The sequence below is a fragment of the Chromobacterium sphagni genome (assembly GCF_001855575.1).
Lineage (GTDB): Bacteria > Pseudomonadota > Gammaproteobacteria > Burkholderiales > Chromobacteriaceae > Chromobacterium > Chromobacterium sphagni.
This window is the reverse complement of sequence record NZ_MKCS01000002.1, coordinates 365,568-387,843: the sequence shown is the minus strand read 5'-3', so window position 1 is coordinate 387,843 and position 22,276 is coordinate 365,568. Positions and strand designations below refer to the sequence as shown.

Annotated in this window: 22 protein-coding genes; 11 read left to right on the top strand and 11 right to left on the bottom strand. The window is 64.9% G+C overall.

The window, feature by feature from the left end:
* Window position 1 precedes the first annotated feature (1 nt).
* From BI347_RS17715 to BI347_RS17705, 3 genes are all read right to left on the bottom strand, one after another.
* On the bottom strand, window positions 2–1,690 hold the full coding sequence (locus BI347_RS17715) for an IucA/IucC family C-terminal-domain containing protein (RefSeq protein WP_071116603.1): 1,689 nt from the start codon (window positions 1,688–1,690) through the stop codon (window positions 2–4).
* Window positions 1,691–1,694: 4 nt separating this feature from the next.
* The gene (locus BI347_RS17710) at window positions 1,695–2,438 is read right to left on the bottom strand and encodes a hypothetical protein (protein WP_071114433.1); all 744 of its coding nucleotides are present in this window, start codon (window positions 2,436–2,438) and stop codon (window positions 1,695–1,697) included.
* Window positions 2,439–2,628: 190 nt separating this feature from the next.
* Complete coding sequence (locus BI347_RS17705) at window positions 2,629–2,859, bottom strand: hypothetical protein (protein WP_071114432.1); 231 nt, start codon at window positions 2,857–2,859, stop codon at window positions 2,629–2,631.
* A 485-nt stretch (window positions 2,860–3,344) separates the two neighbouring features.
* Between BI347_RS17705 and BI347_RS17700 the strand changes: the two genes are divergently transcribed.
* Window positions 3,345–4,013 carry a hypothetical protein gene (locus BI347_RS17700; RefSeq protein WP_071114431.1) on the top strand — a complete coding sequence of 223 codons (669 nt, stop codon included), beginning with the start codon at window positions 3,345–3,347 and terminating at the stop codon, window positions 4,011–4,013.
* Between the two features lie 72 nt (window positions 4,014–4,085).
* Here BI347_RS17700 and BI347_RS17695 read toward each other — a convergent pair whose 3' ends face one another.
* Window positions 4,086–4,805 carry an amino acid ABC transporter substrate-binding protein gene (locus tag BI347_RS17695; RefSeq protein WP_139167079.1) on the bottom strand — a complete coding sequence of 240 codons (720 nt, stop codon included), beginning with the start codon at window positions 4,803–4,805 and terminating at the stop codon, window positions 4,086–4,088.
* 426 nt (window positions 4,806–5,231) lie between these two features.
* On the opposite strand from BI347_RS17695, the gene BI347_RS24035 reads away from it, so the two are divergent.
* A complete protein-coding gene (locus BI347_RS24035; protein ID WP_158020811.1) occupies window positions 5,232–5,417 on the top strand; it encodes a hypothetical protein in 186 nt (61 codons plus the stop codon).
* An 89-nt stretch (window positions 5,418–5,506) separates the two neighbouring features.
* Window positions 5,507–6,175 (top strand): DUF3313 domain-containing protein, encoded by a 669-nt coding sequence (locus BI347_RS17690; RefSeq protein ID WP_071116602.1) that lies wholly within the window; start codon window positions 5,507–5,509, stop codon window positions 6,173–6,175.
* On the opposite strand, the gene BI347_RS17685 is transcribed toward BI347_RS17690, so the two are convergent.
* The 4 genes from BI347_RS17685 to BI347_RS17670 form a co-directional block, all read right to left on the bottom strand.
* A complete protein-coding gene (locus BI347_RS17685; protein WP_239690945.1) occupies window positions 6,176–6,697 on the bottom strand; it encodes a GNAT family N-acetyltransferase in 522 nt (173 codons plus the stop codon).
* 39 nt (window positions 6,698–6,736) lie between these two features.
* Window positions 6,737–7,192, bottom strand: a complete 456-nt coding sequence (locus tag BI347_RS17680; protein ID WP_071116601.1) for a GNAT family N-acetyltransferase — start codon at window positions 7,190–7,192, stop codon at window positions 6,737–6,739.
* A 261-nt stretch (window positions 7,193–7,453) separates the two neighbouring features.
* Entirely contained in the window at window positions 7,454–8,323 is an 870-nt protein-coding gene (locus tag BI347_RS17675) for an AraC family transcriptional regulator (protein WP_071116600.1), read from the bottom strand.
* A gap of 229 nt (window positions 8,324–8,552) precedes the next feature.
* Complete coding sequence (locus tag BI347_RS17670) at window positions 8,553–12,743, bottom strand: sensor domain-containing protein (protein ID WP_158020810.1); 4,191 nt, start codon at window positions 12,741–12,743, stop codon at window positions 8,553–8,555.
* 285 nt (window positions 12,744–13,028) lie between these two features.
* Between BI347_RS17670 and BI347_RS17665 the strand changes: the two genes are divergently transcribed.
* Complete coding sequence (locus tag BI347_RS17665) at window positions 13,029–13,853, top strand: hypothetical protein (protein ID WP_071114425.1); 825 nt, start codon at window positions 13,029–13,031, stop codon at window positions 13,851–13,853.
* Here the strand turns inward: BI347_RS17665 and BI347_RS17660 are convergent.
* Window positions 13,850–14,479 carry an FMN-binding negative transcriptional regulator gene (locus tag BI347_RS17660; protein ID WP_071114424.1) on the bottom strand — a complete coding sequence of 210 codons (630 nt, stop codon included), beginning with the start codon at window positions 14,477–14,479 and terminating at the stop codon, window positions 13,850–13,852. The genes BI347_RS17665 and BI347_RS17660 overlap by 4 nt on opposite strands.
* 130 nt (window positions 14,480–14,609) lie before the next feature.
* Between BI347_RS17660 and gntR the strand changes: the two genes are divergently transcribed.
* The 7 genes from gntR (at window position 14,610) to BI347_RS17625 (ending at window position 21,110) form a co-directional block, all read left to right on the top strand.
* Window positions 14,610–15,629, top strand: coding sequence for an HTH-type transcriptional regulator GntR (gntR, locus tag BI347_RS17655; RefSeq protein ID WP_071116598.1), 1,020 nt, complete (start codon window positions 14,610–14,612; stop codon window positions 15,627–15,629).
* Between the two features lie 186 nt (window positions 15,630–15,815).
* Window positions 15,816–16,316, top strand: coding sequence for a gluconokinase (locus BI347_RS17650; protein WP_071114422.1), 501 nt, complete (start codon window positions 15,816–15,818; stop codon window positions 16,314–16,316).
* Between the two features lie 49 nt (window positions 16,317–16,365).
* Complete coding sequence (locus BI347_RS17645; protein WP_071116597.1) at window positions 16,366–17,673, top strand: MFS transporter; 1,308 nt, start codon at window positions 16,366–16,368, stop codon at window positions 17,671–17,673.
* Window positions 17,674–17,877: 204 nt separating this feature from the next.
* Window positions 17,878–18,321, top strand: a complete 444-nt coding sequence (locus BI347_RS17640) for a PRC-barrel domain-containing protein (protein WP_071116596.1) — start codon at window positions 17,878–17,880, stop codon at window positions 18,319–18,321.
* Between the two features lie 215 nt (window positions 18,322–18,536).
* A complete protein-coding gene (locus BI347_RS17635; protein WP_071116595.1) occupies window positions 18,537–19,544 on the top strand; it encodes an extracellular catalytic domain type 1 short-chain-length polyhydroxyalkanoate depolymerase in 1,008 nt (335 codons plus the stop codon).
* A gap of 225 nt (window positions 19,545–19,769) precedes the next feature.
* The gene (locus BI347_RS17630) at window positions 19,770–20,744 is read left to right on the top strand and encodes a metallophosphoesterase family protein (protein ID WP_071116594.1); all 975 of its coding nucleotides are present in this window, start codon (window positions 19,770–19,772) and stop codon (window positions 20,742–20,744) included.
* A gap of 27 nt (window positions 20,745–20,771) precedes the next feature.
* A complete protein-coding gene (locus BI347_RS17625) occupies window positions 20,772–21,110 on the top strand; it encodes a cupredoxin domain-containing protein (RefSeq protein ID WP_071116749.1) in 339 nt (112 codons plus the stop codon).
* Window positions 21,111–21,187: 77 nt separating this feature from the next.
* On the opposite strand, the gene nudB is transcribed toward BI347_RS17625, so the two are convergent.
* Together nudB and BI347_RS17615 are read right to left on the bottom strand one after the other, a co-directional pair.
* Complete coding sequence (gene nudB, locus BI347_RS17620) at window positions 21,188–21,640, bottom strand: dihydroneopterin triphosphate diphosphatase (protein WP_071116593.1); 453 nt, start codon at window positions 21,638–21,640, stop codon at window positions 21,188–21,190.
* Window positions 21,640–22,260 (bottom strand): response regulator transcription factor, encoded by a 621-nt coding sequence (locus BI347_RS17615; protein ID WP_071116592.1) that lies wholly within the window; start codon window positions 22,258–22,260, stop codon window positions 21,640–21,642. Before BI347_RS17615 ends, nudB begins: the two co-directional genes overlap by 1 nt.
* Window positions 22,261–22,276 lie beyond the last annotated feature (16 nt).

Here is a 22,276-nt window from a genome sequence, read left to right as displayed (position 1 = left end):
GTCAGCCGCCCGACGGCTCCGCCCGTTGAAAGCTCATCGTCACGGCACGCCGCAAGCGCATGCCAAGGCAGTCCTTGACCGTCCTCGCCTGCGAACGCATCGCCCGCAGATTGCGGCGCCCCTGCGCCGACGCCGCCTGGGCGATGATCGTCGACCAGGCATCCTGCATGCAACCCTCCAACACCTCCGGAGCCAGACCGGCATCGCGCGCCAACGCATGCGCCACCAATTCCAAATGGCCGTAGAACATCGCATGGACCAAACGCAGACGGCCGACCTCCGGAGACGGCATATGAGCCCAGGTGTCCGCCATCAGCGGAATCCCGTGCCGACGGCACAGCGGCTCGATCCGCTCCCGCAGCATGATGGTATTGTCCAGATCGCGCAGGATGGCCCGCACCGGCACGCCATCGCGCAGCACAAGGTAAACGTTCTGCATATGCGGCTCGAAAGCCAGCCCCCAATCGGCGCACAGCAGCAAGGGCCCCGCCATCACCGCCAAGCAATAACGCCAGAACGTTTCCAGCGCCTGGCCGCCGCCATCCAGCCGGAGTCCTCCGCTGGCCGAACCGGCCGCCGCCCACAGGTTCAGCGCGGGAACCACCGTCTCGCCGGAACCGGAACGGCATGGCTGGCGGATGATGGCGCTCAAGTGGCTGCAGACCAGCGGATCGTCCCAGCAAATCGAGGCCGCGTCCCATTGGAAATCCAGGCCCGGCACCCCGCTTTCGCGGTGGGCCTCGCGTATCAGCGCCGAGACGAAAGGCGCGTTCTGGCTGTTGAGCCGGTACAGCAGGCGGTGTTCGCCGGTGAGGGTGACATTGATCGGCAGTTTGACGTCATAGCCGCTGGCCAGCACGCGGCAGCTGCGCTGAGAAGCAAGGGGAACCATCTCCAGCATGGTCTGGCTGCGCGAAATCGCGCCCTGCTCCAGCATCTCCCGCAGCACCGGCGACAGCTTGAGCTGCCAGGGATGCACCGGCAGCAACAAGCCGCCGCCCTGCGGCTGCCGCTGGCCCGCCCAGTCCGCGGCGCAACTGGCGGGATCGGCGTAATCGATGGCATGAAAACGGCAACCGCCGGCGTCAAACAGCGGCAACGGCAACGGCCTGGCCGTCAGATTGGACGCCTCGACGATATCTGGCAACGCCAGCCCCACTCTCAAGGCCGGAAACGGGTAATACAGATGGCCATGGCAGGCCGGCTCGATGGCGGCGCTTGCGGCGTCCAGCCTGCTGCCCAGCGCCAGATTAAGCACCAGATTGGCAAAACTGTTGCGGAAATCCGCCGCCAGCGCGTCCAGTTCCCCCTCCGGCAAATCCGCGGCAAGAATGCCGCGCAGCGCGCGCAGCAAGGCGCCGCCCGACGGCACCGCCCTGTCCGGCCCGCTATCGTCCAGCCAGGGCAGCTCCTGAATCTCGAAATGCCTGCCGGGATGCGACTGCCCCAGCCGCGCGACCAGTTTCGGTTGCCGCCCCAAGCGCAGCTGCCACTCACCCGAGAACGTGGCCTCCAAAACCGCCTCAGCGCACAGGCGCTCCAGCCAAAGGCACTGCAGCAACCGCGACAGGCAGATCAGGTAGGCTTCGCGGCAAAACGCCCGCAGCTCGCGCCGCGCCAAGCCATGCGCCAGGCACCAGCGGCGGACTTCGGCCAGGGTCGGCCCCTGGCCGGGCGAAATGGCGGCCATCGGGCTACTCGAACACCCGCAGCGCAAGTTCCTGGCGCGTGATCTGGTCGAAATCCCGCATCCGCTCCAGCATCAGCGCCTCCAGTTCGGCCGGGTCGGTTTCAACGGCGAAGCGCTCGATCAGGCAGGCGGTATAGGCGATGTGGCGGGTTTCGTCGTACAGCAGGCTGTCCAGGACGCGCAGCAGCGCCTCCTCGGTCTGCGGCGCGCAGAAACTCGTCAGCATGGGTCTTTGCAGCAGGTGATGAATGCGGGTGCGTATCTCGGCGATATTCATCTGGATCAGGTCGTCCGCAGTGATCGGATGGGCGAAGGCCGAACCCGGCGTGGCCTGCGGCTGCCTATGCGCGCCGTACCCGGGCGACAGGGTGAGCAATTCTGCCATCAGCTCGCGGCTGACCGCCGTCGGGAAAACCATGCCCAGCATGGAGATATAGGCCCGGGCGTGCCGAGACTCGTCGACCGCGTGCTGACGGATCTGCTCGGAAATCTCCGGATCGGGCGTGCTGGCGGCCAGATTCCACAACCGGCTGGCGCCGTCGCCCTCCCTTTCGGCATTGGTGATCAGCGACACCGCTAGCCATTGCGGATCCTGAGCCGCCTGGCGGTAGCTGTCTGCGTACTCCTCGTCGCCGAACAACGGCGGCGCCGCCTGGCACGCTTTGCGCAGGAACGCGTCGTAATGCGGCAAGACCTTGACCTGTTGCTCGCGCAAGGCGGCGAGAGTGGATGAGGCGACATCATGCATGTGACCCCCTTCGGTCGATGGCTCTGCCTGGCCATCGGCACAGCGCGGTAGTCATGAATGAACGGGCGGCGGCATGGCAAAACGAGCGCGGGGCATCAGCCAAGGTCCGGTCGGCTCATACCCCACTGTGCATGCTCGCGGCACCAACGGACCGAGTCCGCTGAGAATGGGCCATGCCATCAGGCCCGGCTTAATTCAGGGACGGCTCCTTGGTCTTGAATGGCGCGTTGACCGCCACAAAAGACAGGTGGGCCTGAGGATGCGCCTTGTTCAGCGCCGCCAGCGTTTCGGAATCGATCTCCAGCTTGCCGTCCTTGACGCGCCCCAGCACCTTGACGGTACGGCCATCGTCGACAAGCTTTTGCAGAGACTGGGAGACTTGCGAGGGCACTTCCAAATGCCCGGGGTTGCTCTTTTCCATGAGAAGCTCCTGGAAGGGTATGACGGGAAAAACAGATGGCAGGCTCGAATTGCATTGCCGCTTGTTTGGCATATGCCTGCATTCTCACGCTAGCACCTGCCCCGGGGAACTCAAGAGCACAGCCGGGGCAGAACGGATATTGCGGTGCAGCAGTGGCGAAAGTGGTCTTTTTAAAAATATTCCAAATCAAAACCATCAATCCGCCTCTCACCGCGCCGGATACATATTTGTAAACATTTCCCCGTTCCCGCCTCCTCCATCCTGGCACAGCCCTTGCTAATGCCCATGTACGCCAAACCATTGTTCCTAATGGGAAAAGCCGGAAACAAGGGGCAAGATCGACCCCGCTGGCAAGAATGGAACGGCAAGGCGGCAATATTTGCCGCCAGTCGGGCGAAGGAAGGCGGCGCACCCGGCAAACAGCAACAGGACACGAGCGGATCCGTGAAGCTCTGCCCGGAATCATCTTCTCAAGGAGAAGCAACATGTCTATCAGCAGCACCAACAGCAGCAACTCCAATACCTACTGGCAGCAGATGCAGTCGCTGCATCAGCAACGCCGGCAGGATTTCAGCAGCCTGACCAGCGCCGTGCAGCAAGGCGACCTCGCCGGCGCGCAGCAGGCGCTGGCCAATCTGCAACAGCTGGGCTCCTCATCCAACAACTCCAGCAGCGGCAACCAGGACTTCACCGCCGCGCTCAATAGCGCCATCAGCGCCAGCGCCGCCACCAGCGGCTCCACCTCCACCGACCCCTTCGCAGCGGTCAACGGCAGCCAGGCCAGCAGCGGCAACTCGGTCTCCTCGTTGCTCAACAGCCTGGGCCAGGATCTGCAAAGCGGCAACATCAGTCAGGCGCAGCAAGCCTTCCAGCAGCTGCAGCAAGGCCTGCAGCAAGCCGGCGGCACCCAGCAGGCAAGCGGGGGCGGCCACCATCACCACCATCATGGCGGCGGCGAGAACGGCGGGCAAAATGGCGGACAGAACGACCTGCTGAGCGCGCTGGGCGGCAATTCGCAAACCAGCGGCACCACCTCCGGCACCGCCGGCAGCAGCACGACCGGCGCCCAACAGACCCAGGCCGCGCTAAGCCTGTATCAGGCCAATGCCGGCAACAACGACATCAGCAGCCTGTTGATGTCGTTGTCGGTCTGAAGCGGCCTCTGGAAAAGCGCCTGCGAATGCACGGCGGCCTCTGCTCGCAGAGGCCGCTCCTTGCATCGCCGCTCAGTAGTAAGGCGCCAGCAGCCTCCTGATTTCACGTCGGCCGGCGGAGGAGTCGCACGCCAAGCGCAGCCGCAACATGGCGGCCGCATCCTGCGACAAGGAACTGGCGCGCGACACATAGATTTCCAGCGGCTGCTCGGTAAACAGCCATTCGCCCAGCAATGTCGGATCTACACCCGCATCCTTCAGCAGATTGCCGCAGCCGGGCCGCACGCAGACGGTGGCGTCCAGCCTGCCGGCCCCCAGCATCCGCAATCCCTGGCTCATGTCGCTGAGCAGCACCTTGCCATGCGGTATCGCGCGGTCGAACTCCTCCAACGTCCGGCTGCCGCGCAATTCTCCGATAGTCATCCCGGCGAAACTGGCGGCGGCATCGTGCCGGCGCCCGGCCGACTGCAAATACACCAGCGAAACCTTGACCGAGCCTATGGTGCAGATGGCGATGCCGTAACGGTTGCGCTCCGCGGTGGGAATGCCCAGATTGATGGCATTGTCGCCGCTGCGCATGCCGTCTATAACGCGCAGATAGGGCCTTGCCCCCGCCGTCACCTCAAATCCGGCCTGCGCGGCCAGGAAGCGGATAAAATCCGGTCCCACTCCCCTATCGGTATCCAGCACCCCCCAAGGCTCTATCGCCAGGGTATAGGACTGGTAATGCGCCACGGGAGCCGCCAGCCCCTGGCCGGCCAGCAAGCAGCACAGCCCTGTGATCGCTCGCATTCTCCTTGTTCCTCCACCGGGCATCCCTGCCCGGATTCACGCCAAATGACACGCCGCCGCGACTCGCGGAACCGGCCAAGCCCGTCACGCCGGCCCAAAGCCACCTCAAGCAGGACGCCACGAGGCAGCACGCTGTCGCAGCGCATCCCCGCCGGCAGAAAAAGGACTTTCCAGTACAGTGTAGGCCAGTCCCGCTCCGGCGGCCGCACGACCATCACCCGCGCCGGATCGGCTTGGCAAAGCCCGACGCCGTCGCTGGCAAACCATCATTTGGTACAGGCGGCCGGTGCCGGACATCGCCAGCGGCCCAGCCATGCTGATATTCGTTTGCGAATGCAAGTCAGCATGGAAACGAAAATGTTGAAGGCATAAACCAGAAGAGTAGAATGGCGGTATATATATTTTTGTTTATACAGGCCAACCATCATGCAAGATCCCGACAGTCCCAGTCCGCAAAATCTTTTGCAATATTGGCTGCACAAGCTCATCGGTTCGCGGTTGAGCACCCGCGACGAACTGCATTTCGGCCCGATGCAGGAGGAAATCGCGCTGAACCTGGCGGTGATACTCTGCATCATCCTGCTGGCGCTGTTCGCCTACCTGCGCCAATAACCGCGCCGGCCGCAAGACAAGCCCCTCCGGCGAACCATCCCGTCGGCAGCCGGTCACTCCATGGAATCCAGGCCGACAAGGAATCGACAATGAAAACCTCCGCACTGACGTTATGCGCCGCGCTGGCGCTGAGCCTGCCGGCCCAGGCCGACAATGCCGCCACGGACAATCTGTTCACCCTGCCGCTGGACGCCTTTCAGCAAGGCAAGCTGCAAGCCAGCCAGCGCGTCTACCTGAAACCGGGCGTAGACCTGAAAACCTACCATGCCGTGCTGCTGGAACCCTTGCTGTTCCTGCGCCAAGACAGCGACGGCGGCTGGCGGCTGCTGCAAGCTGGCGACGAGAACGCCATCGCCGGCTACTTCCACCAGCGGTTGCAAGCGGAACTGGCGGCAGCCGGCGTGGAGATTGCGCTACAGCCGGCGCCGGGCGTCGCCCGGCTGCGCGTGGCCATCACCGGGCTGAACCAGGACCGCCCTGGCATGGACCCGATCGACCTGCTGCCGGTCAAGGCCGTGTTCAATCTGGCGCGGCTGGCCGCCGGCAAGGAGCCCTATCTGCTGAAGATAGCCAGCATGGCGCAACTGGAAGACTCGCAGGACGCCGGCCTGCTGGCCGGCACCGTCAACCTGCGCCAAAGCGACAAAAGCAAGGACAGGGAACAGCCGCTGACGCTGGAGCTGATCAAGCCGCTGCTGGACGACTGGTGCAGACAGAGCGCCCGCCAATTGGCCGCCCACCTGGGCAAACCCTCCTGATCAGAGCGGCTTTTGCATGAATACGCTGTATGGGTCTGCCAGATAAGCGCCAAACGGCGGACAGAAGCGGTAGCCGGCGCGCTGGTACAAAGCAATGGCCTCATGCTGGTGGATGCCGGTTTCCAAGGCCATCGCCGCGCAGCCGCGCGCCCGGGCCTGCGCCTCCAGCAAACCCAGCAAGGCGCGCGCCACGCCGAGGCCGCGGCACTGCGGCCGCACGAACATCCGCTTGAGTTCGCCGAATGCCGGCGTGCACCACACCGCGCCGCAGCCCAGCGCCCGCCCTTCGCCATCGCGGGCGACGGCAAACGCCATATCCGGCTGCAGCAGCGCCGCCATATCCACGCCATGGTGGCTTTCCGCCGGGTACAGCGGCTTCTGGTAAGCATCCAGTTCATCGATCAGAGCCATCACTTCCGGCTGGTCCGGTCGCTCCAGCGCAATTCTCACTCCAGATGTCCCCAACGCCGCGAAATTCGCCGCCGCGCCTGTCTCCTGTCCTGCCATACCGATCACCGACATTATTTCTTCCTGTTTCTTGACGCTTGAGAAAGCGTTACATCACGCCATATCCCGCCGGTACTTGACGAAGCCGCGCTTGGCGTCGCCGCGAAAACCCGCCCGCAGGAAAAAGCGATGCGCCTCCAACCGCTGCGCCGAACTGCGCAGCATGATCTTGAAGCATTGCCGCGCCAAGCAGCGTCGCTGCGCCTCATCCAGCAAAGCCTGGCCTAATCCTCGGCCGCGCCAGCCCCGGTCCACCACGATGTTTTCCAGCACGGCGAAGGGTTGGCCGCCATACATCACACCCTCGCAAAAACCAAGCCAGGCGCTTGCCGCCAGTTGTCCCCCGCACTCGCACACCAGCACCTGCGCGCGTTCGCCATCGGCCAGCGCCTGCAACCGCTCCGGCAGCACCCGGATGGCAGGGTCGTCCACCAACTGGCGGCAAAGCCTGTCGAGCGCCGCCGCATCGTCAGCCCGGGCCTGCCGTATCGCCACAGGTTCATGCGTCATGCACTGCCACCTTCCCCCACCCACCACCCGCACAGAATCTGCCCTGCGCCGCCGGGGCCAAGATAAAACAGGCCTGCGGCCCTCGATTGCGCGGCAGTCTGCGGAACACAAGTCGGAACGTTGCTCAGTTCGATCAGGCATTGAATTTACAATGCCTGATCCCGCGACGCCAATTCCCCTCGGCGCCGGGAACAATATCGGCAGCGATTCGCAGCGCCGCCATCCGCGGCAAAAGCTTGCGGCGGCGGACGACGCGCCCCGCTATTTCAGCGGCAAGTAAATATCGGTCAGCAGTTCATGCTCGGCGACTTCATGCACAAAATTGAGATAGTGGAAATACAGAGGAAAATCGCGCAACTCCTCTCCGCTGGCCGGCAGCCAATCGCGATACAGGCCGCGCGCGCTCTCCGACAAGGAGTCATGCGAGCCATGATGGCGCAGCACGGCGCATCGTCCGCCCGGGATGCTTCCATTCACCACGCCGAATCGATTGTCTTCGCAAATAGCGGCGTCAACCGTGCCGCAAATGCCAAAACGGAAATCCTCGGCGCTCGTCGTGGCGGGATCATGCGGTGCGATGCCATAAGTCCGGCTGCTGGCAATCGGCGACTGCCCGGTGTCCTTGCGCCACTCGATAAAACGGGCAGCGCTGACATTGACCAGCTCAGGCCGGCCCTGATGGGTCAGGATGGCGACCCGAGTCCCGGCAAAATCAACGATTTTTACGTCCATGGTTTGTATTCTTTCGTATTTCCGTTCAGGAATGCGTTGGCGCCAATCCAGCCAGTCCGGCTGCCGACGAAACTGGCTGGGCGTCTGGCCCAGCGCCTGTTTGAAAGCGCGGCTGAATGACTCCGGATTCTGAAACCCCGCATCCAGCGCGATATCGATGACTTTCTCCAGCGGATTGAAAGCCAGCCGGTACGATGCCCGCTTGAGCCGCATCCACTGGATGTAACGCCCTACCGGTACGCCGCAGCGCGCCGCAAACTGCCGGTGAAAGTGATAGGGCGAGAAGTTTGCTATTTCACTCAGTTGTTCCAGCGTGAGCGGGTCATCCAGATGGCGTTCGATATAATCGAATACCCGATTGAAGCGCCCGGCGTATGCGCCGGCTTTGTCTTCATGCATTGCATCCTCCCATGCCGGACACTTTGCCTGAGAATCAGCTAGGCCTCCTGACGGATCTTGCTAAAATGCGCGCCGTCGCCGCGCGCCCAGGCGAATCCGCTGCCGCTCCAAGCGGCATTTGAACCAAACGGAATGGCGGCTGCGCGCCATGGGCCGGCGCATCCGTCCGCGATGTCTTCCGGCAAAGCAGGCCTGCCGCATGACGGGGAGGAGCGGAGACGCGCCCGGATCAGTTGCCGCCCGGAGCCGATTCGGCCGCCACCTTGCGCAGCAATTGCCCGCCGTCCTCCTCCCGCCATTGCCTGCACCATGCCGGCACGGCTTCCGCCGGCATCGGGGCCGCGATGCCCAGACCTTGGACATAACGGCAACCCAGCCGGCGCAACAATGCGCCATGTTCCGGCGTGTCCACGCCTTCGGCAATCACCATGCGGTTGAGCACCGAGGCCAGCTGGATCACGCCCTCGACGATGCTGCGGTCCTCCGCGTTGCTCTGCATGTCGCTGACAAAGCTCCGGTCCACCTTCAGCGTATCCACCGGCAGGCGGCGCAGATAAGTCAGCGAGGCATAGCCGGTGCCGAAGTCATCCAGCGCGAAGCGCACGCCCAACTCGCGACAACGCCGCAGCACGCGTATCGCTTGCTCGATATCGGTGATGGCGGCGCTTTCCAGCACCTCCAATTCCAGATAGCCGGCAGGCACATCGGGATACTCGCCGAGCATGGTCTCCAGTTGCCGGCAAAAGTCCGGCCGCAACAGGTAATTCGCGCTGATGTTGGCGCTGACCTTGATATCTTGGCCCTGCCGCGCCCATTCCGCCGCCTGGGCCAGCGCGGCCTCCAACGCCCACTGGTCGAATGCCTGCTCAAGTTCGTTGCCATGCAGATGCGACAGAAAATCGGCCGGCGCCAGCAGGCCGCGCTGCGGATGGTTCCAACGGATCAGCGCCTCCATTCCGATGATCTCGCCATCGAACAGATCCACCTTGGGCTGATAATGCAGCACGAACTCTTTCTGGTTCAGGCCATCCCGCAGCAGATCCAGCCACTGGCGGTGCGCCTGCGCCTTGCGATCGTTTTCCGGGTCGAACAATTGATAGCGGTTCTTGCCGCCATCCTTGGCCAGATACATCGCCTGGTCGGCATGACGCAGCAAGGTATCCGCGTCGACATTGTCCTGCGGATACAGGCTGACGCCGACGCTGGCGGTGACATGGACCTCAGCCTCATCCAGCCGCACCGGCTCCGCCACCGCGCTCAGTATCCGGTCCAGCACCAGCATGCACTCCTCCAGCGTGCCGACATCGGAAAGCAGCACCACGAACTCGTCGCCGCCCAGCCGCGCCAGGGTGTCGTCGCCGCGCAATATCGACTTCAAGTGGCTGCTCACAGCCACCAGCAGCTGGTCCCCCGCCGCGTGGCCGTGCCGGTCGTTGACCGCCTTGAAGCCGTCCAGATCCAGGAAGCACACCGCGCACGACTTGCCGCTGCGGTTGGAGCGGATGATGGCCTGGTTCAGGCGGTCGGACAGCAGCCGGCGGTTGGGAATGCCGGTCAACGGATCGAAATGCGCCACCCGGTCCAGTTCGTCCTCGTGCGCCTTGAGCTTGGTGATGTCGGAGAAGATGCCGATGTAGTGCAGCACCTCGCCCTGGGCGTCGCGCACCACCGACACGGACAGCAGTTCGGCGTACAGTTCGCCGTTCTTGCGCCGATTCCATAGTTCGCCGCGCCAGAAGTCATGCCCCAGCACCGACCGCCACAGCTCCTCGTAGAACTCTCCCGACTGCTCTCCGGAAGACAGCATGCTGGGCTTCTGGCCTACCGCCTCCGCCGCGCTGTAGCCGGTGATGCGGGTAAAGGCGTTGTTGACCTTGGTGATCACGCCATCGCGATTCACCATCAGGATGCCTTCATAGCTGCTGTCGAACACCGCCGCCGCTTCTTTCTGCGTCTGTTCGAACACCTTGCGCTCGGTGATGTCGGTATGGGTGCCGGACATCATCAGCGCCTCTCCCTCATCGCTGCGCTCCACCACCCGGCCGCGCGACAGGATCCAGCGCCAGTCTCCGCCGCGGGTGCGGCAGCGGATCTCCACCTCATGGCTGGCCGACTCGCCGCGCAGATTGCGCTGGATCGACGCCCGGGCCTGCTCGACGTCCTCCGGATGGACATGGTCGTACCAGTTTTCGGCGGTGATGCGCATCTCGCCTGGGCCGTAGCCCAGCATGCTTTCCCAGCGCGGGCTTACCTGGAAGCTGCCGCTTTTCAGATTCCAGTCCCAATATCCCTGGTCGGAGCCGTCTATCACCCGCGCCAGCTGCTGCTCGCGGCTGCGCAGCGCCTGTTCGGCGCGGCGCTGCTCCGTCAGATCGCGGCCGAACGCCATGTAGCGGCCATCCTTCAGCCGCCCGGTGGTCAGCTCCGCCCAGATGCTGCCGCCCTGCTTCAGGCGCAGCATCCATTCCGAGCGCTGGAACAGCCCGCTGTCGAGCTTGGCCAGGTGCTCCGGCAACGCCCCCTGGCATTCGAGCGCCATCAGGTCGCGGATCTGCATGCCCTTGAGTTCCTCGACCGCATGCCCGGTCAGGCGGCAGGCCGCCGGATTGGCGAAGATGTAGTAGCCGTCGGCGTCGGTCACCCAGATCGCATCCCCCGCCTCGTTCAACACCAGCCTCAGGTCATCGTCGATGCGCTTGCGCTCGGTGATGTCGGACAAATTTCCCACCAGCCGCACCGCCGCGCCGCGCTCGTCCCATTCCACCGCCCGCCCCCGCACCTGCAGCCAGCGCACGCCGTCTTTCTGGTTCGCCAGGCGGAACTCCAGCTCGATGCGCGGGGTCTTGCCACGGCGGTGCGCCTCTATCGCCTGCAGCACAAAAGGCAGATCGGCGGTATGCACCAGTTGACGGAAATGCCGGAAATCGCCGTTGTCGTCCTCGGGGCGGGTGCCGGTCACCTCGAAATAGCGGGGCGAGCGGTAGACTTTCCCGGTGCGCAGGTCCCAGTCCCAGAAGCCGTCGCTGGTCGCCTCCGCCACCAGCTGCAGGCGCGCCTCGCTGGCCCTTATCTGCAATAACAGCTGCTTGCGCTCGGTGATGTCCTGCAAGGTGCCGAACAGGCCGATGATTTTGCCTTCCATCCCGTGCCTGACCTCGCCGCGCGCGGTCACCCACAGAGTGGTCCCGTCCGGCCGATGCAATTCCAGATCGCACTCGTAGCCTAGCCCCACCAGCCGGCAACGCTCCACCGCCTCCGACAACTGGGCCCAGCTCGCCGGGCTGAAATAGCGCTGCATCGCCGGAAAGCCCGGAGGCGGCGCCCGGCTGTCCAGTCCGAACAAGCGGTAGATCTCCATGCTCCACACATGCGCGTCCGTCTGCAGATCCCACGACCAGTTGCCTATCCCGGCAAGTTGCTGCGCCTGGCGCAGCGCCGCCTCGCTCTCGCGCAGGGCCTCCTCCGACGCCTTGTATTTGGTGATGTCGCGGGCAATGCCGAACAGGCCGCTCAAACGGCCATCGGGGTTGTAGACCGGCCCCTTGGTCACAAGGAACACCAGCTGTTCTCCGTTCTGCAGCGTCAGGAATTCATCATGGGTCGACACCCGTCCGCCCTGCATGATGGCCCGGTCCTTGGCCATTACTACGCGCGCCGTCGCCTCGTCGAAGACTTCGCGGTCGTCCCGGCCCAGCACCTCGGCGCCGCTCTTGCCGACAAAGGCCAGGCCGGCGCGGTTGATCAGCAGATAACGCCCTTGCAGATCCTTGACGAAGATGGCGTCGGAGGTGCTGGACACCACCGCGTCCAGCAGCCGGCGGTTGAGCTCCACCCGCGCCAGCAAATAGTGCAGCCCGGCGCTGACCAGGCTGATCGCCAACCCGTCCGCCACCAGAAAAACCAGTTGCAGCCTATCGGGCCATAATGCCTGGGGATCGTGCAGATAGGGATCGGCCGTGAAGTCCGCCGCCAGCGCCGCCAGCGCGGTGGCCAGCACTCCCGGCCCAAAGCCGCCGATGCCGGCGCTGAGGATGATGGGCAGCACCAGCAGGATCAGCACCGGATGCCCGTCGGCGCCCAGCAGGAGCTGGCGCAGCGCCAGCGCGCAGATCGTGAACAGCAGCACCAACGCATACCCCGGCCAGCCAGACCACCGCCCAGGCCGCATGCCGCGGGACAGCGAGCCCAGCCAGGTGAGCTGCTCCGGAACCGCCGCAGCCGGCACCGCGCACAAGGCCAGCAACAACAGCACGGCCGAGGCCAGCGCGAAGAAGACTCCCTTGGCGAGAGTCGGCGGAACCGCATGGAAAACCATCCCGCCAAGCAGCAACCGATCGGAAAAAAAGGTCCAGGCCAGCGCCAAGAGCACGTAGCCCGTTACCACAAGCAGGATGAATTTCATCCGCGGGTTTATCGGCATATCCCATTTCCCCAGAGCCTGGCGGCCAGGCAATCCATCCGTGCGTCGAACGGCAAATCGCGGTTTGTCCGGCAAAGGCGCCGGCCATCGATTTCCGCGCCTGACGGCAATGCAGCCATCAGGGGTATCGACCGCGTTCGGATACACCCAATAACGGTATAGCATTCCCAGCCATGGCATTGGGCATTGCGCTGCAGCATTCATCAGGCGGAAAATGCGCCCGATATTGGTCTGAGTATGAACTATGATTGGGCGGTAAACCGTTGTCCATGCGAGGGTATGGGGATGGAGTTTCTGTTCGATCTGGATGATCCCCTGCAGTGTCTTGAGCAGATCTACCAACAACTCAGTCCGATGGTGGTGGCTCTCCACCCGCAGAAACACAGCGCCAAGGCAGGCCCCTGCTTTGGCAGCGGCCTGCTGCTGAGCTACCGGGGCGAAAGGTTCATCGTCACCGCCGAAGCCGTGCTGGCCGAGGCGTGCGTCGCTCATGGCCAACAGGTGCTGGCCTGTTCAGGCGAATTGCGGCTGCCGCTGCAAGGCCTGGCCTGCGCCAGCCCGCAGCACATGGACATCGCCGCCATCCACCTGCCTGCCCCGCTCATGGCGCGGCATCCGCTGGAGCATTGCTTCGAAATGGGCTTTGGCGGAACCCCCGACCCTTTGGCCAGCGCCTTCACCCTGTTGCTGGGCTACCCGGTCAGAGGACCCAAGCCGGCCAATCTGCTGAACGATATCATCGGCCTCGTCTCGCGCGCCTACCGCAGCGACAACCGCCGCAGCCAGGTGATACACCCCTTGTTCGTCGAGTTCGACAGCCGCGACATCCTCAGCCGCAGCAAGCTGGACAAGCCCGGCCTGCTGGAACGCTACCGCCTGTGCGGCGCGCCGGCCGTCAGCCTGTACCACTCCTTTCAGGACGACAGCAACCGGCTCACCGCCTACCTGCAAGGCGTGGTGATAGAGTGGGACCGCGCCGGCATAGGCGCCACCGCCTCCAGCACCTCGCTGCTGCCCGGCTTCCTCGACAACTTCCTGCAGCAGCTGCAGCGCGGCGACTGCCACGGCCATCCCGCAGTGGCCGAACTGCTGGAGAAATACCGCCGTTAAGTCCGCTCCGCCATGCGCGCCGCCAGCCACTGCGCCCGTGGATCCGCGCTGGCGCTCAAGCCCCGCCGCACGCCTCCGCGGCTGGCTTCATCCTGGTTCTGGCTAAGCTTGAACTTGCCTTCCAGCCGCGCCACCGTCAGCTCAATGCCGACTATCGCCTGCATCATCCGGTCCAGATAATACGCCGGCGCATCCGCCATCCGCCAGGGCGGCTCAAACTCGGCCTCATGCTCGCGGGTGAGGCTCTCCAGCAGACCGCGCAGCCATGCCGGATCCTCCACCGCGCGCAAACGGCCATGGGCGTGAACCACCGCATAGTTCCAGGTCGGCACCACCTTGCCGTGCTCGGCCTTGGCCGGATACCAGGATGGCGTCACATAGGCGTCGTCGCCATGGAAGATCGCCAGCGCCATAGTCTGGCCATCCAAGCGCCGCCACAGCGGATTGGCGCGCGCCACATGGCCGCACAGCCGCAACTGGCCATCGGTTTGGCGCGCATGCAGCGGGATGTGGTTGGCATCCGGGCCATCCGGACCGTTGAGCACCAGCGTGGCCAACGGCCGCTCCCGCATCAATTGCAGCAGGGCATCCTGATCGTCGACGGCGAAATGCTTGGGCAGGTACATGGCGGCTCTCCGGCAAAAGAGTGACCTTACAAGCAATCGTCATCGCCGTACAAGGCCCGCGCGCCCGCGCCTGCGCTACAATAGCCGCGCCCGGCGCCGCCTGGCATCCATCACCGCCCACAGGAAAGACATGTCGAGAAAACCGCGCATCCGCTCCGGCAGCGGCGTCACCATGCACGATGTCGCCCGCGCGGCCGGCGTCAGCGCCATCACCGTGTCGCGGGTGCTGAACCAGCCGCAGCAGGTCTCGCCGCAGCTGCGCGAGAAAGTGATGCAGGCGGTGGACGCGCTGGCCTATGTGCCCAGCCGCTCGGCGCGCACCCTGGCCTCGGCGCGCTCGCGCACCGTGCTGGTGCTGATTCCCTCGCTCGACAACACCGTTTTCCTGGACACGTTGGCCGGCATAGAAAGCGTACTGGACGCCGCCGGCTACCAGATGCTGATCGGCAACAGCCACTACGATTCCGAACAGGAATTGCAGTTGCTGCGCGCCTACCTGCAGCACCAGCCGGATGGCGTGCTGCTCACCGGCCTGACCCACGCGGCGCCGTTCGAGGACATCCTGCGCCGGCGCGCGCTGCCGGCGGTGTACATGATGGACCTGGCCGACGACGGCCGCTGCTGCGTCGGCTTTTCCCAGGAGAACGCCGGCGCCGCCATCACCCGCCACTTGCTGGAAAGCGGCAAGCGCCGCATCGGTTTTCTCGGCGCCCAGCTGGACGAGCGGGTGCTGAAGCGGTTGGATGGCTACCGCGCCGCGCTTGAGGAAGCCGGCTGCCGCGACGCCGGCCTGGAATGGCTGGACCCATCGCCCTCCAGCATGCGCATGGGCGCCGCCATGCTGGAAGCGGCACTGACTGCGCGCCCCGATTGCGACGCGCTGTTCTGCTGCAACGACGACCTGGCGATAGGCGCGCTGGCGCGCTGCCAGCAACTGGGCATCGCGGTGCCGGAGCGCTTGGCGATAGCCGGCTTCAACGATCTGCAGCCTGCCGCCTGGTGCACCCCTTCCCTCACCACCGTGGCCACCCCGCGCCGCGCCATCGGCAGCCATGCCGCGCGCCAGCTGCTGCGGCTGATCGCCGGCGAAGCGCCCGAAGCGGCGCAGACCGACCTGGGCTTCAAGCTGATGCTGCGCCGCAGCAGCTGAAAACCTGGCCAGACGCGGCTTTCCGACCGGCACGCCGCCGCGTTGCGCGGCAACTACATTTTGCCGCCTCCCAATGTAAAACTTGATCCAGCTGCTTGTTGTTACCGTTTTGTTAGCGCTAACATCCGCAAACAGTCCAGCCGGCACGCGCCGGCTATCATTTCAACCCGCAATGTTAGCGCTAACATGAAATATGACAATATCGTGGTGATGGGCGTGGCCGGCTGCGGCAAAAGCAGCGTGGGCCGGATGCTGGCCGAAGCGCTGCATGCCAGCTTCATCGAAGGCGACAGCTTCCACCCCCAAGGCAATATCGCGCGAATGAGCGCCGGCATTCCGCTGGACGACAGCAACCGCGCCGACTGGCTGGCCAGTCTGGCCGAGCGTTTGCGTCAGGGCCGCGCCGGCAAGGAAAGAATGGTGCTTGCCTGTTCCGCTCTCAAGAAACGCTACCGCGACATCCTGCGCGGCGCCGCCCCCGGACTGCTGTTCGTCCACCTGCACGGCGACAAGGCCTTGATTGCGCAACGGATGCAGGAGCGCAGCGCCCACTTCATGCCGACCAGCCTGCTGGACAGCCAGTTCCACGACCTGGAAACGCCAGGCCCGGACGAGCGCGCTATCCACTGCGACATCAGCCAGCCGCCGGCGGCCTTGCTGCAACAGATTCTGCAGGCGCTCGCCTAACCGGACGCCGCACAGCATTCCAAGAGCAGAGAGAAAGAGGAGAACAACAATGCACGCCCCGTCCCGACACCATTACAAAGTGCCGACCCGGCGCTGGCGCATAGGCTGGCTGCTGGGCATAGGCGTCTTGGTCAACTATTTCGACCGCATCAGCCTGTCGGTGGCCGCGCCGCAACTGCAGCAGGAGTTCGGCCTGAGCAACGGCGAGCTGGGCCTGCTGTTCAGCGCCTTCTTCTGGAGCTACGCGCTGCTGCAGATTCCCACCGGCGTGATCCTGGACCGCTTCGGCACCACCCGCATCGGCCGGCTGGGGGCCCTGCTGTGGGGTGTGGCGGCCACGCTCACCGCCTGCGCCGGCGGATTTGCCGGCATCTTCGCCGCCCGCGTGCTGCTGGGCGTCGCCGAGGCGCCCGGCTTTCCGGTGAGCTCCAAGGCCACCGGCTACTGGTTTCCCCGCCGCGAACGGGCGATGGCCACCGCCATCTTCGACGCCGCCGCCAAGTTTTCCAATGTGATAGGCGTGCCGCTGGTGGCGCTGGCGGTGGTGCATCTGGGTTGGCGCTGGGGCTTCGGCTTGTCCGCCGCGCTCAGCCTGCTCTACTTCGTCGCCTTCTACCTGATCTACCGCGACCCCAGCGCCGATACGAAACTGTCTACGGAAGAGCGGCAATACATCGTGCAAGGCGGCGCGGCGGCGGAAGGCGTCAGCCAGCAAGGCTCGCTGGCGATGCTGGGCTACCTGCTGCGCCAGCGCAAGGTGTGGGGCCTGTCCATCGGCTTCGCCGCCTACGGCTACGTGTTCTACCTGTTCCTCACCTGGCTGCCCGGCTACCTGGTGCAGAGCATGCACATGAGCATCCTCAAGTCCGCCTGGTTCTCGGCGATACCGTGGATGTTCGCCACCGTGGCCGACCTGCTGGTGGGCGGCTGGCTGATCGACCGCCTGATAGCCAAGGGCTGCGACGAAACACGGGTACGCAAGGGCGTGCTGCTGTGCGGCATGACGCTGGGTATGGCGGTGTTCGGCGCCACCACCACCAGCGACCCCTACATCGCCATCGTCTGGATTTCCATCGCGCTCAGCGGCCTGGCCGCCGCCGCCCCGGTGGGCTGGTCGCTGCCGTCGCTGATCGCGCCGCGCGGCGGCACCGGCACCGTCGGCGGCATCATGAACTTCGCCAACAACATGATGGGCGCGGTGGCTCCCATCGTCACCGGTTTCATCGTCGGCGCCACCCACTCGTTCACCAACGCCTTCCTGGTGGCCGGCTGCATGCTGGCGATAGGGATCCTGTCCTTCGTGTTCCTGCTCGGTCCCATCGAGCAGATCCCCGAGCCTGGCGACGCCCCACGCTAGGCCCTCCTTCGGCCCCGGCATCCGCCGGGGCTTTTTTCTTCCCGGCAATGTCCTGCCGCGCAAACCGGCCAGACAGCAGAAGCGCCGCTCCGTGCGTTGCGGCACAGACTGCGCACGGCCATTGCGCCATTCTTGCAGCACCGGGCGGGAAACCGGAATACAGCCCGCTGCTCGGCGGCTGAAACGCATGAACAGGAGAGCACCATGAACTATGAAGAACGCGACACCTACGGCATGTACGGGACCAGAAACGGCGAGGGCCATCTGCATCACGTCCACCAAGGCCCCGGCCCTTATCTGATGGGAGCCGACACCCTTTCCGGCAACGCGGTCAGCAACAAGGATGGCGAAGATCTGGGGGACATCAAGGAAATCATGCTGGACGTGGACAACGGCCGCATCTGTTATGCGGTGCTGGCTTTCGGCGGTTTTCTCGGCATGGGAGAAAAGCTGTTCGCCGTGCCATGGCATGCGTTGAAACTGGATACCGCGAACAAGCGCTTCATACTCGACGTGGACAAGGACCGCCTGAAGGAAGCCCCCGGCTTCGACAAGCACAAGTGGCCCAATATGTCGGACCAGGCCTGGGCCAGGGAAATCCATAGTTATTATGGAACCGAGCCTTACGGCGACGAATCTCGCCATTGACCGGCCCGTTTGGCTGCGCTCCCGCCATATCGGCACAAGCGCGGCCGAACCAGCTGACTCGCTCCCGGGAACGGCCGCATCGGCGTTCACGTTTTTCATTCCTGCTGGTTGAGCTACACAACCTTGCTTTCCATGCATTCGTGCATTTGCGCCCCAAATCGCGCATACCCGGCGCCTTACCGCCTGTCGATGATGCCGCCTACGGAGCGCCAAGCATGACAAAACGAAACTACGCCGCGCGCTGGACCCGGATTTTCGCCCGCAACCTGCGCTGGGCAAGCCGCAGCGGCATGCAAACCGCCAGCCGCGCGCTGAAGAAGACCCTTGCCGGGGTGGAGCGCCGCATGCCGGCTGGCGCCGGCGACTGGACACAGGGGGTGGCCGTCGCCGCGGCCGGAGCGCGCCGCTTCAGGCTCTACCTCCCTCCCGAACTGAAGTCCGGCGAGCGGCTGCCGCTGATGGTGATGCTGCACGGCTGCGGCCAGACGGCAAGAAGCTTTGCCTTGAGCACCGGCATGCACCGCATCGCGGCGCACAAGCGCTTTCTGGTGCTCTACCCGGAGCAAGACCGCCTGGCCAATCCCCAAGGCTGTTGGAACTGGTATGACACCACCTCCGGCCGCGCTTACGGCGAAGCCCGCCTGATCATGCAGGCGGTCGATCAGGTTTGCCTGCTGTATCCGGTGGACCAGGCGCGCATTGCGCTGACGGGGCTGTCGGCCGGCGCCAGCATGGCGGCGCTGCTCGTCACCTGCTATCCGCAACGCTTCAGGGCGATCGTGATGCATTCCGGCGTCGCGCCGGGAATGGCGCATTCCACTTTATCGGCGCTGGGAGCCATGCGAGGGCGGCATGCCGACCCGCCGCCGCCCGCATCGCCGGCCACCTCATGGCCGCCGCTGCTGGTGATACAAGGCGGCAGGGACCAGACCGTCGCGGCCGGAAACGGCTTGGCCGCGGCGCGGGTCTGTGCCCAGGCGGCCGGGGCTCACGCCGGCGAAGGGCGCAGCGTGCAGCGCGGCCAGCGCTACCCGATGACCATAACCGACTATACCCGCGGGCGAGACACGGTCGCCACCTTGATTGAAGTGGGCCCGCTGGGCCACGCCTGGAGCGGAGGCGCGAAAAATCTGCCATTCAGCGACCCGCGGGGACCAAACGCATCCAGCATGGCATGGACATTCGCAGCCAGGCAGTTTCGCACTCAGGCAATATCCAGCTAATCGTAGGACCCACGCCAACCGCCTTTCAAACTCGCCGCCTGCCTGTCCGCCGCACCTCCAACCACCATGCCGCGCGTCATTGTTCTGCCTTTACCGCCGGAGCCCCCTGCTTGCCAACCGCCGCGCGTAAAAAGCGCTTGTGATGGCCAAATGCGCCATCTAGGCTGGACAGAGTCGCACCCGCGTCAAAACCCGCAGTCGTTTCAACCACTTGGAGACCCCGCCATGAATCAGGACGACACCAGCCGGCAAGCGGCGGCAGACGAGCAACCCGATCCCGGCCGCAGGCGGACGCTGTCCTGTCTGGCCAGCTGGTCCGGCGCAGCCATCGTCTGGACGGTATCCGGCGGCATTCCCCATGCGCTGGGAGCCGGCAATGCGGCGCCCGCCGCCATGGACGGCAATGCCTTGACCTTCGTGCAGATCAGCGATACCCATCTGGGCTTCCACAAGGAGGCCAATCCGGACGTGGTGGGCAGCCTGAGGCAGGCGATAGCGGACATCCACGCGCTGCCGCAGGCTCCCGCCTTCGTGCTGCACACCGGCGATGTCAGCCACCTGTCGAAACCGGAAGAGTTCGGCCTGGCGCGCGACATTTTCAAGGAAATCCGAGTGGACCGGGTGCACACCATCCCCGGCGAGCACGATGCGATAGACGACGGCGTCGGCGGCTATCTGAAATTCTTCGACCATGACGGCAAGAACCGCGCCTGGTACAGCTTCGACCAGGGCGGCGTGCACTTCATCGCCCTCAACAATGTGCTCAATTTCAATATGGGCCGGCTGGCGGCGCTGGGCGAAGAACAACTGGCCTGGCTGAAGAGCGATCTAGCCGGCGTATCGCACTCCACGCCCATCATCGTCATGGCCCATATCCCGATGTGGACCGTCTACGAGCCCTGGGGCTGGGGCACCGCCGACGCGGCCCAGGCGCTGGCCCTGCTGCGGCCCTTCGGTTCGGTCACCGTGCTGAACGGCCACATCCACCAAGTGCTGCAGAAAGTGGAAGGCAATATCGCGCTGCACACCGCCCGCTCGCTGGCCTACCCCCTGCCCACTCCCGGCCAGGCCGGCGTGGGCGAACCTGGACCGGTGAAAGTGCCGGCCGGCGAGCTCGGCAAGCTGCTGGGCACCCGCCAGATCACGGTGGTGCCGGGAGAACACCGGCTGGCGATGATAGACAAGCCGCTGCTGCGCTGATTGCCATCTTCAATGGAGTACGCCAGGATGAAACCCGCCCGCATCGCCGCCGCGCCCCGACTCGCCGCCATGCTGCTGATGTTCGCCGAAGCGGCCGCCTGGGCGGCCCCGGCCACCATCACCATAGACATCGCCAAGTTCGCCTTCAATCCCAAGGAAATCTCCGTCGCGCCCGGCACTCGCGTCGTCTGGATCAACCGCGACGACACGCCGCACACGGTCAGCGGCCGCGACAAGACCTTCGCCTCCAAGGCGCTGGACACCGACGACAAGTATGAATACACCTTCGCCAACGCCGGCGATTTCAACTATTACTGCGTGGTCCACCCCTATATGACCGGTACCGTGCATGTGCGCAAGCCGTAGCCCGGACTGTCGCGCCATGCATGACAAAGCCCGCCGGATGGCGGGCCTGGATACCGGCTGGATCTTGCGCGGCCGGCTCAGCCGGTCGGCAGCCCCAGCCTGTGCGGCAGCAGGCGCAGCGCCTCGGCGTTGGACGGCGAGAATACCAGCGCAGCCGCCTGCTCCCACGGCAGCCACCGGTAGCCCAGGTGCTCGCGCGGCGCCAGCGTCACCTCGCAGGGCGCGTCCAGCAGCAAGCCGAACACGTGTTCGTCGTTGTGGGTGACGCCTTCCGGGTAGCGGTGGCGCCAGTGCGGGTAGATTTCGTAGCGGTTGGTCATGTCCCAGTCGCTGAGTTGGCTACCGGACGCGTCCAGGCCGGTCTCTTCGGCCACCTCGCGCCGCGCCGTATCGATCAGCGCCTCGTCGCCCTCGCGGCTGCCAGTCACCGACTGCCAGTAACCGGGCTTGTCCGCCCGCTCCAGCAGCAACGCCTGCCCGTCCTTGCTGTGTATCACCACCAGTACCGACACCGGCTGCTTGCTGCCCATCAGAGCTTGCCTCCCTGCGCGCCGGGGGAAGCCAGCATGCCGGCCAACTCCACCGCCGATTTCACCCCCATTTTTTCGAATACCCGCGACCGATGCACCTCCACCGTTTTCATGCTGATGCTCAACTCTTCGGCGATCTGCTTGTTCAGCTTGCCGGCCAGGATCAACTGCATCACCTCGCGCTCGCGCTCGGTCAGCAAGGACAACGCCGCCGACACCTTGCGCTGATGGCCATGCAACTGGCGGTTCTGCTCGTCCAGCGCCACCGCCGCCGCCGCGCGCTCCAGCAAGTGCACGTCGTCGAAAGGCTTTTCGATGAAATCCAGCGCGCCCAGCTTCAGCGCCGCCACCGCGTGCGGCACGTCGCCGTGGGCGGTGAGCATGATCACCGGCGGGCAATACGGCCAGCCGGCCAGCTTTTCCAGCAGCACGATGCCGCTGATGCCCGATAGCCGCAGATCCAGCACGATGCCGTTGAAGCCGGCGCCATCCGCAGCGGCGAGGAAGGCCTCGCCGCTGTCGAAGCCGGTGGCCTGGTAGCCCTGGCCGTCCAGCAGCCACACCAGCGACTGCCGCACCGCCTCGTCGTCGTCTATGATAGCCAGCCGTTTCGCGCTCATGATGTCCTCTTCCGCC

Bases quoted from the DNA above. Each gene is read 5' to 3' on its own strand.
- BI347_RS17690 (WP_071116602.1), top strand. From the start codon at position 5,507: ATGAAAACCTCCGCACTGACGTTATGCGCCGCGCTGGCGCTGAGCCTG.
- BI347_RS24035 (WP_158020811.1), top strand. From the start codon at position 5,232: ATGCAAGATCCCGACAGTCCCAGTCCGCAAAATCTTTTGCAATATTGG.
- BI347_RS17660 (WP_071114424.1), bottom strand. From the start codon at position 14,479: ATGTACCTGCCCAAGCATTTCGCCGTCGACGATCAGGATGCCCTGCTG.
- BI347_RS17675 (WP_071116600.1), bottom strand. From the start codon at position 8,323: ATGCATGAAGACAAAGCCGGCGCATACGCCGGGCGCTTCAATCGGGTA.
- BI347_RS17640 (WP_071116596.1), top strand. From the start codon at position 17,878: ATGAACTATGAAGAACGCGACACCTACGGCATGTACGGGACCAGAAAC.
- BI347_RS17705 (WP_071114432.1), bottom strand. From the start codon at position 2,859: ATGGAAAAGAGCAACCCCGGGCATTTGGAAGTGCCCTCGCAAGTCTCC.
- BI347_RS17630 (WP_071116594.1), top strand. From the start codon at position 19,770: ATGAATCAGGACGACACCAGCCGGCAAGCGGCGGCAGACGAGCAACCC.
- BI347_RS17635 (WP_071116595.1), top strand. From the start codon at position 18,537: ATGACAAAACGAAACTACGCCGCGCGCTGGACCCGGATTTTCGCCCGC.
- BI347_RS17625 (WP_071116749.1), top strand. From the start codon at position 20,772: ATGAAACCCGCCCGCATCGCCGCCGCGCCCCGACTCGCCGCCATGCTG.
- BI347_RS17710 (WP_071114433.1), bottom strand. From the start codon at position 2,438: ATGCATGATGTCGCCTCATCCACTCTCGCCGCCTTGCGCGAGCAACAG.
- nudB (WP_071116593.1), bottom strand. From the start codon at position 21,640: ATGGGCAGCAAGCAGCCGGTGTCGGTACTGGTGGTGATACACAGCAAG.
- BI347_RS17680 (WP_071116601.1), bottom strand. From the start codon at position 7,192: ATGACGCATGAACCTGTGGCGATACGGCAGGCCCGGGCTGACGATGCG.
- BI347_RS17700 (WP_071114431.1), top strand. From the start codon at position 3,345: ATGTCTATCAGCAGCACCAACAGCAGCAACTCCAATACCTACTGGCAG.
- BI347_RS17650 (WP_071114422.1), top strand. From the start codon at position 15,816: ATGAAATATGACAATATCGTGGTGATGGGCGTGGCCGGCTGCGGCAAA.
- BI347_RS17715 (WP_071116603.1), bottom strand. From the start codon at position 1,690: ATGGCCGCCATTTCGCCCGGCCAGGGGCCGACCCTGGCCGAAGTCCGC.
- BI347_RS17645 (WP_071116597.1), top strand. From the start codon at position 16,366: ATGCACGCCCCGTCCCGACACCATTACAAAGTGCCGACCCGGCGCTGG.
- gntR (WP_071116598.1), top strand. From the start codon at position 14,610: ATGTCGAGAAAACCGCGCATCCGCTCCGGCAGCGGCGTCACCATGCAC.
- BI347_RS17695 (WP_139167079.1), bottom strand. From the start codon at position 4,805: ATGCGAGCGATCACAGGGCTGTGCTGCTTGCTGGCCGGCCAGGGGCTG.
- BI347_RS17665 (WP_071114425.1), top strand. From the start codon at position 13,029: ATGGAGTTTCTGTTCGATCTGGATGATCCCCTGCAGTGTCTTGAGCAG.
- BI347_RS17685 (WP_239690945.1), bottom strand. From the start codon at position 6,697: ATGTCGGTGATCGGTATGGCAGGACAGGAGACAGGCGCGGCGGCGAAT.
- BI347_RS17615 (WP_071116592.1), bottom strand. From the start codon at position 22,260: ATGAGCGCGAAACGGCTGGCTATCATAGACGACGACGAGGCGGTGCGG.
- BI347_RS17670 (WP_158020810.1), bottom strand. From the start codon at position 12,743: ATGCCGATAAACCCGCGGATGAAATTCATCCTGCTTGTGGTAACGGGC.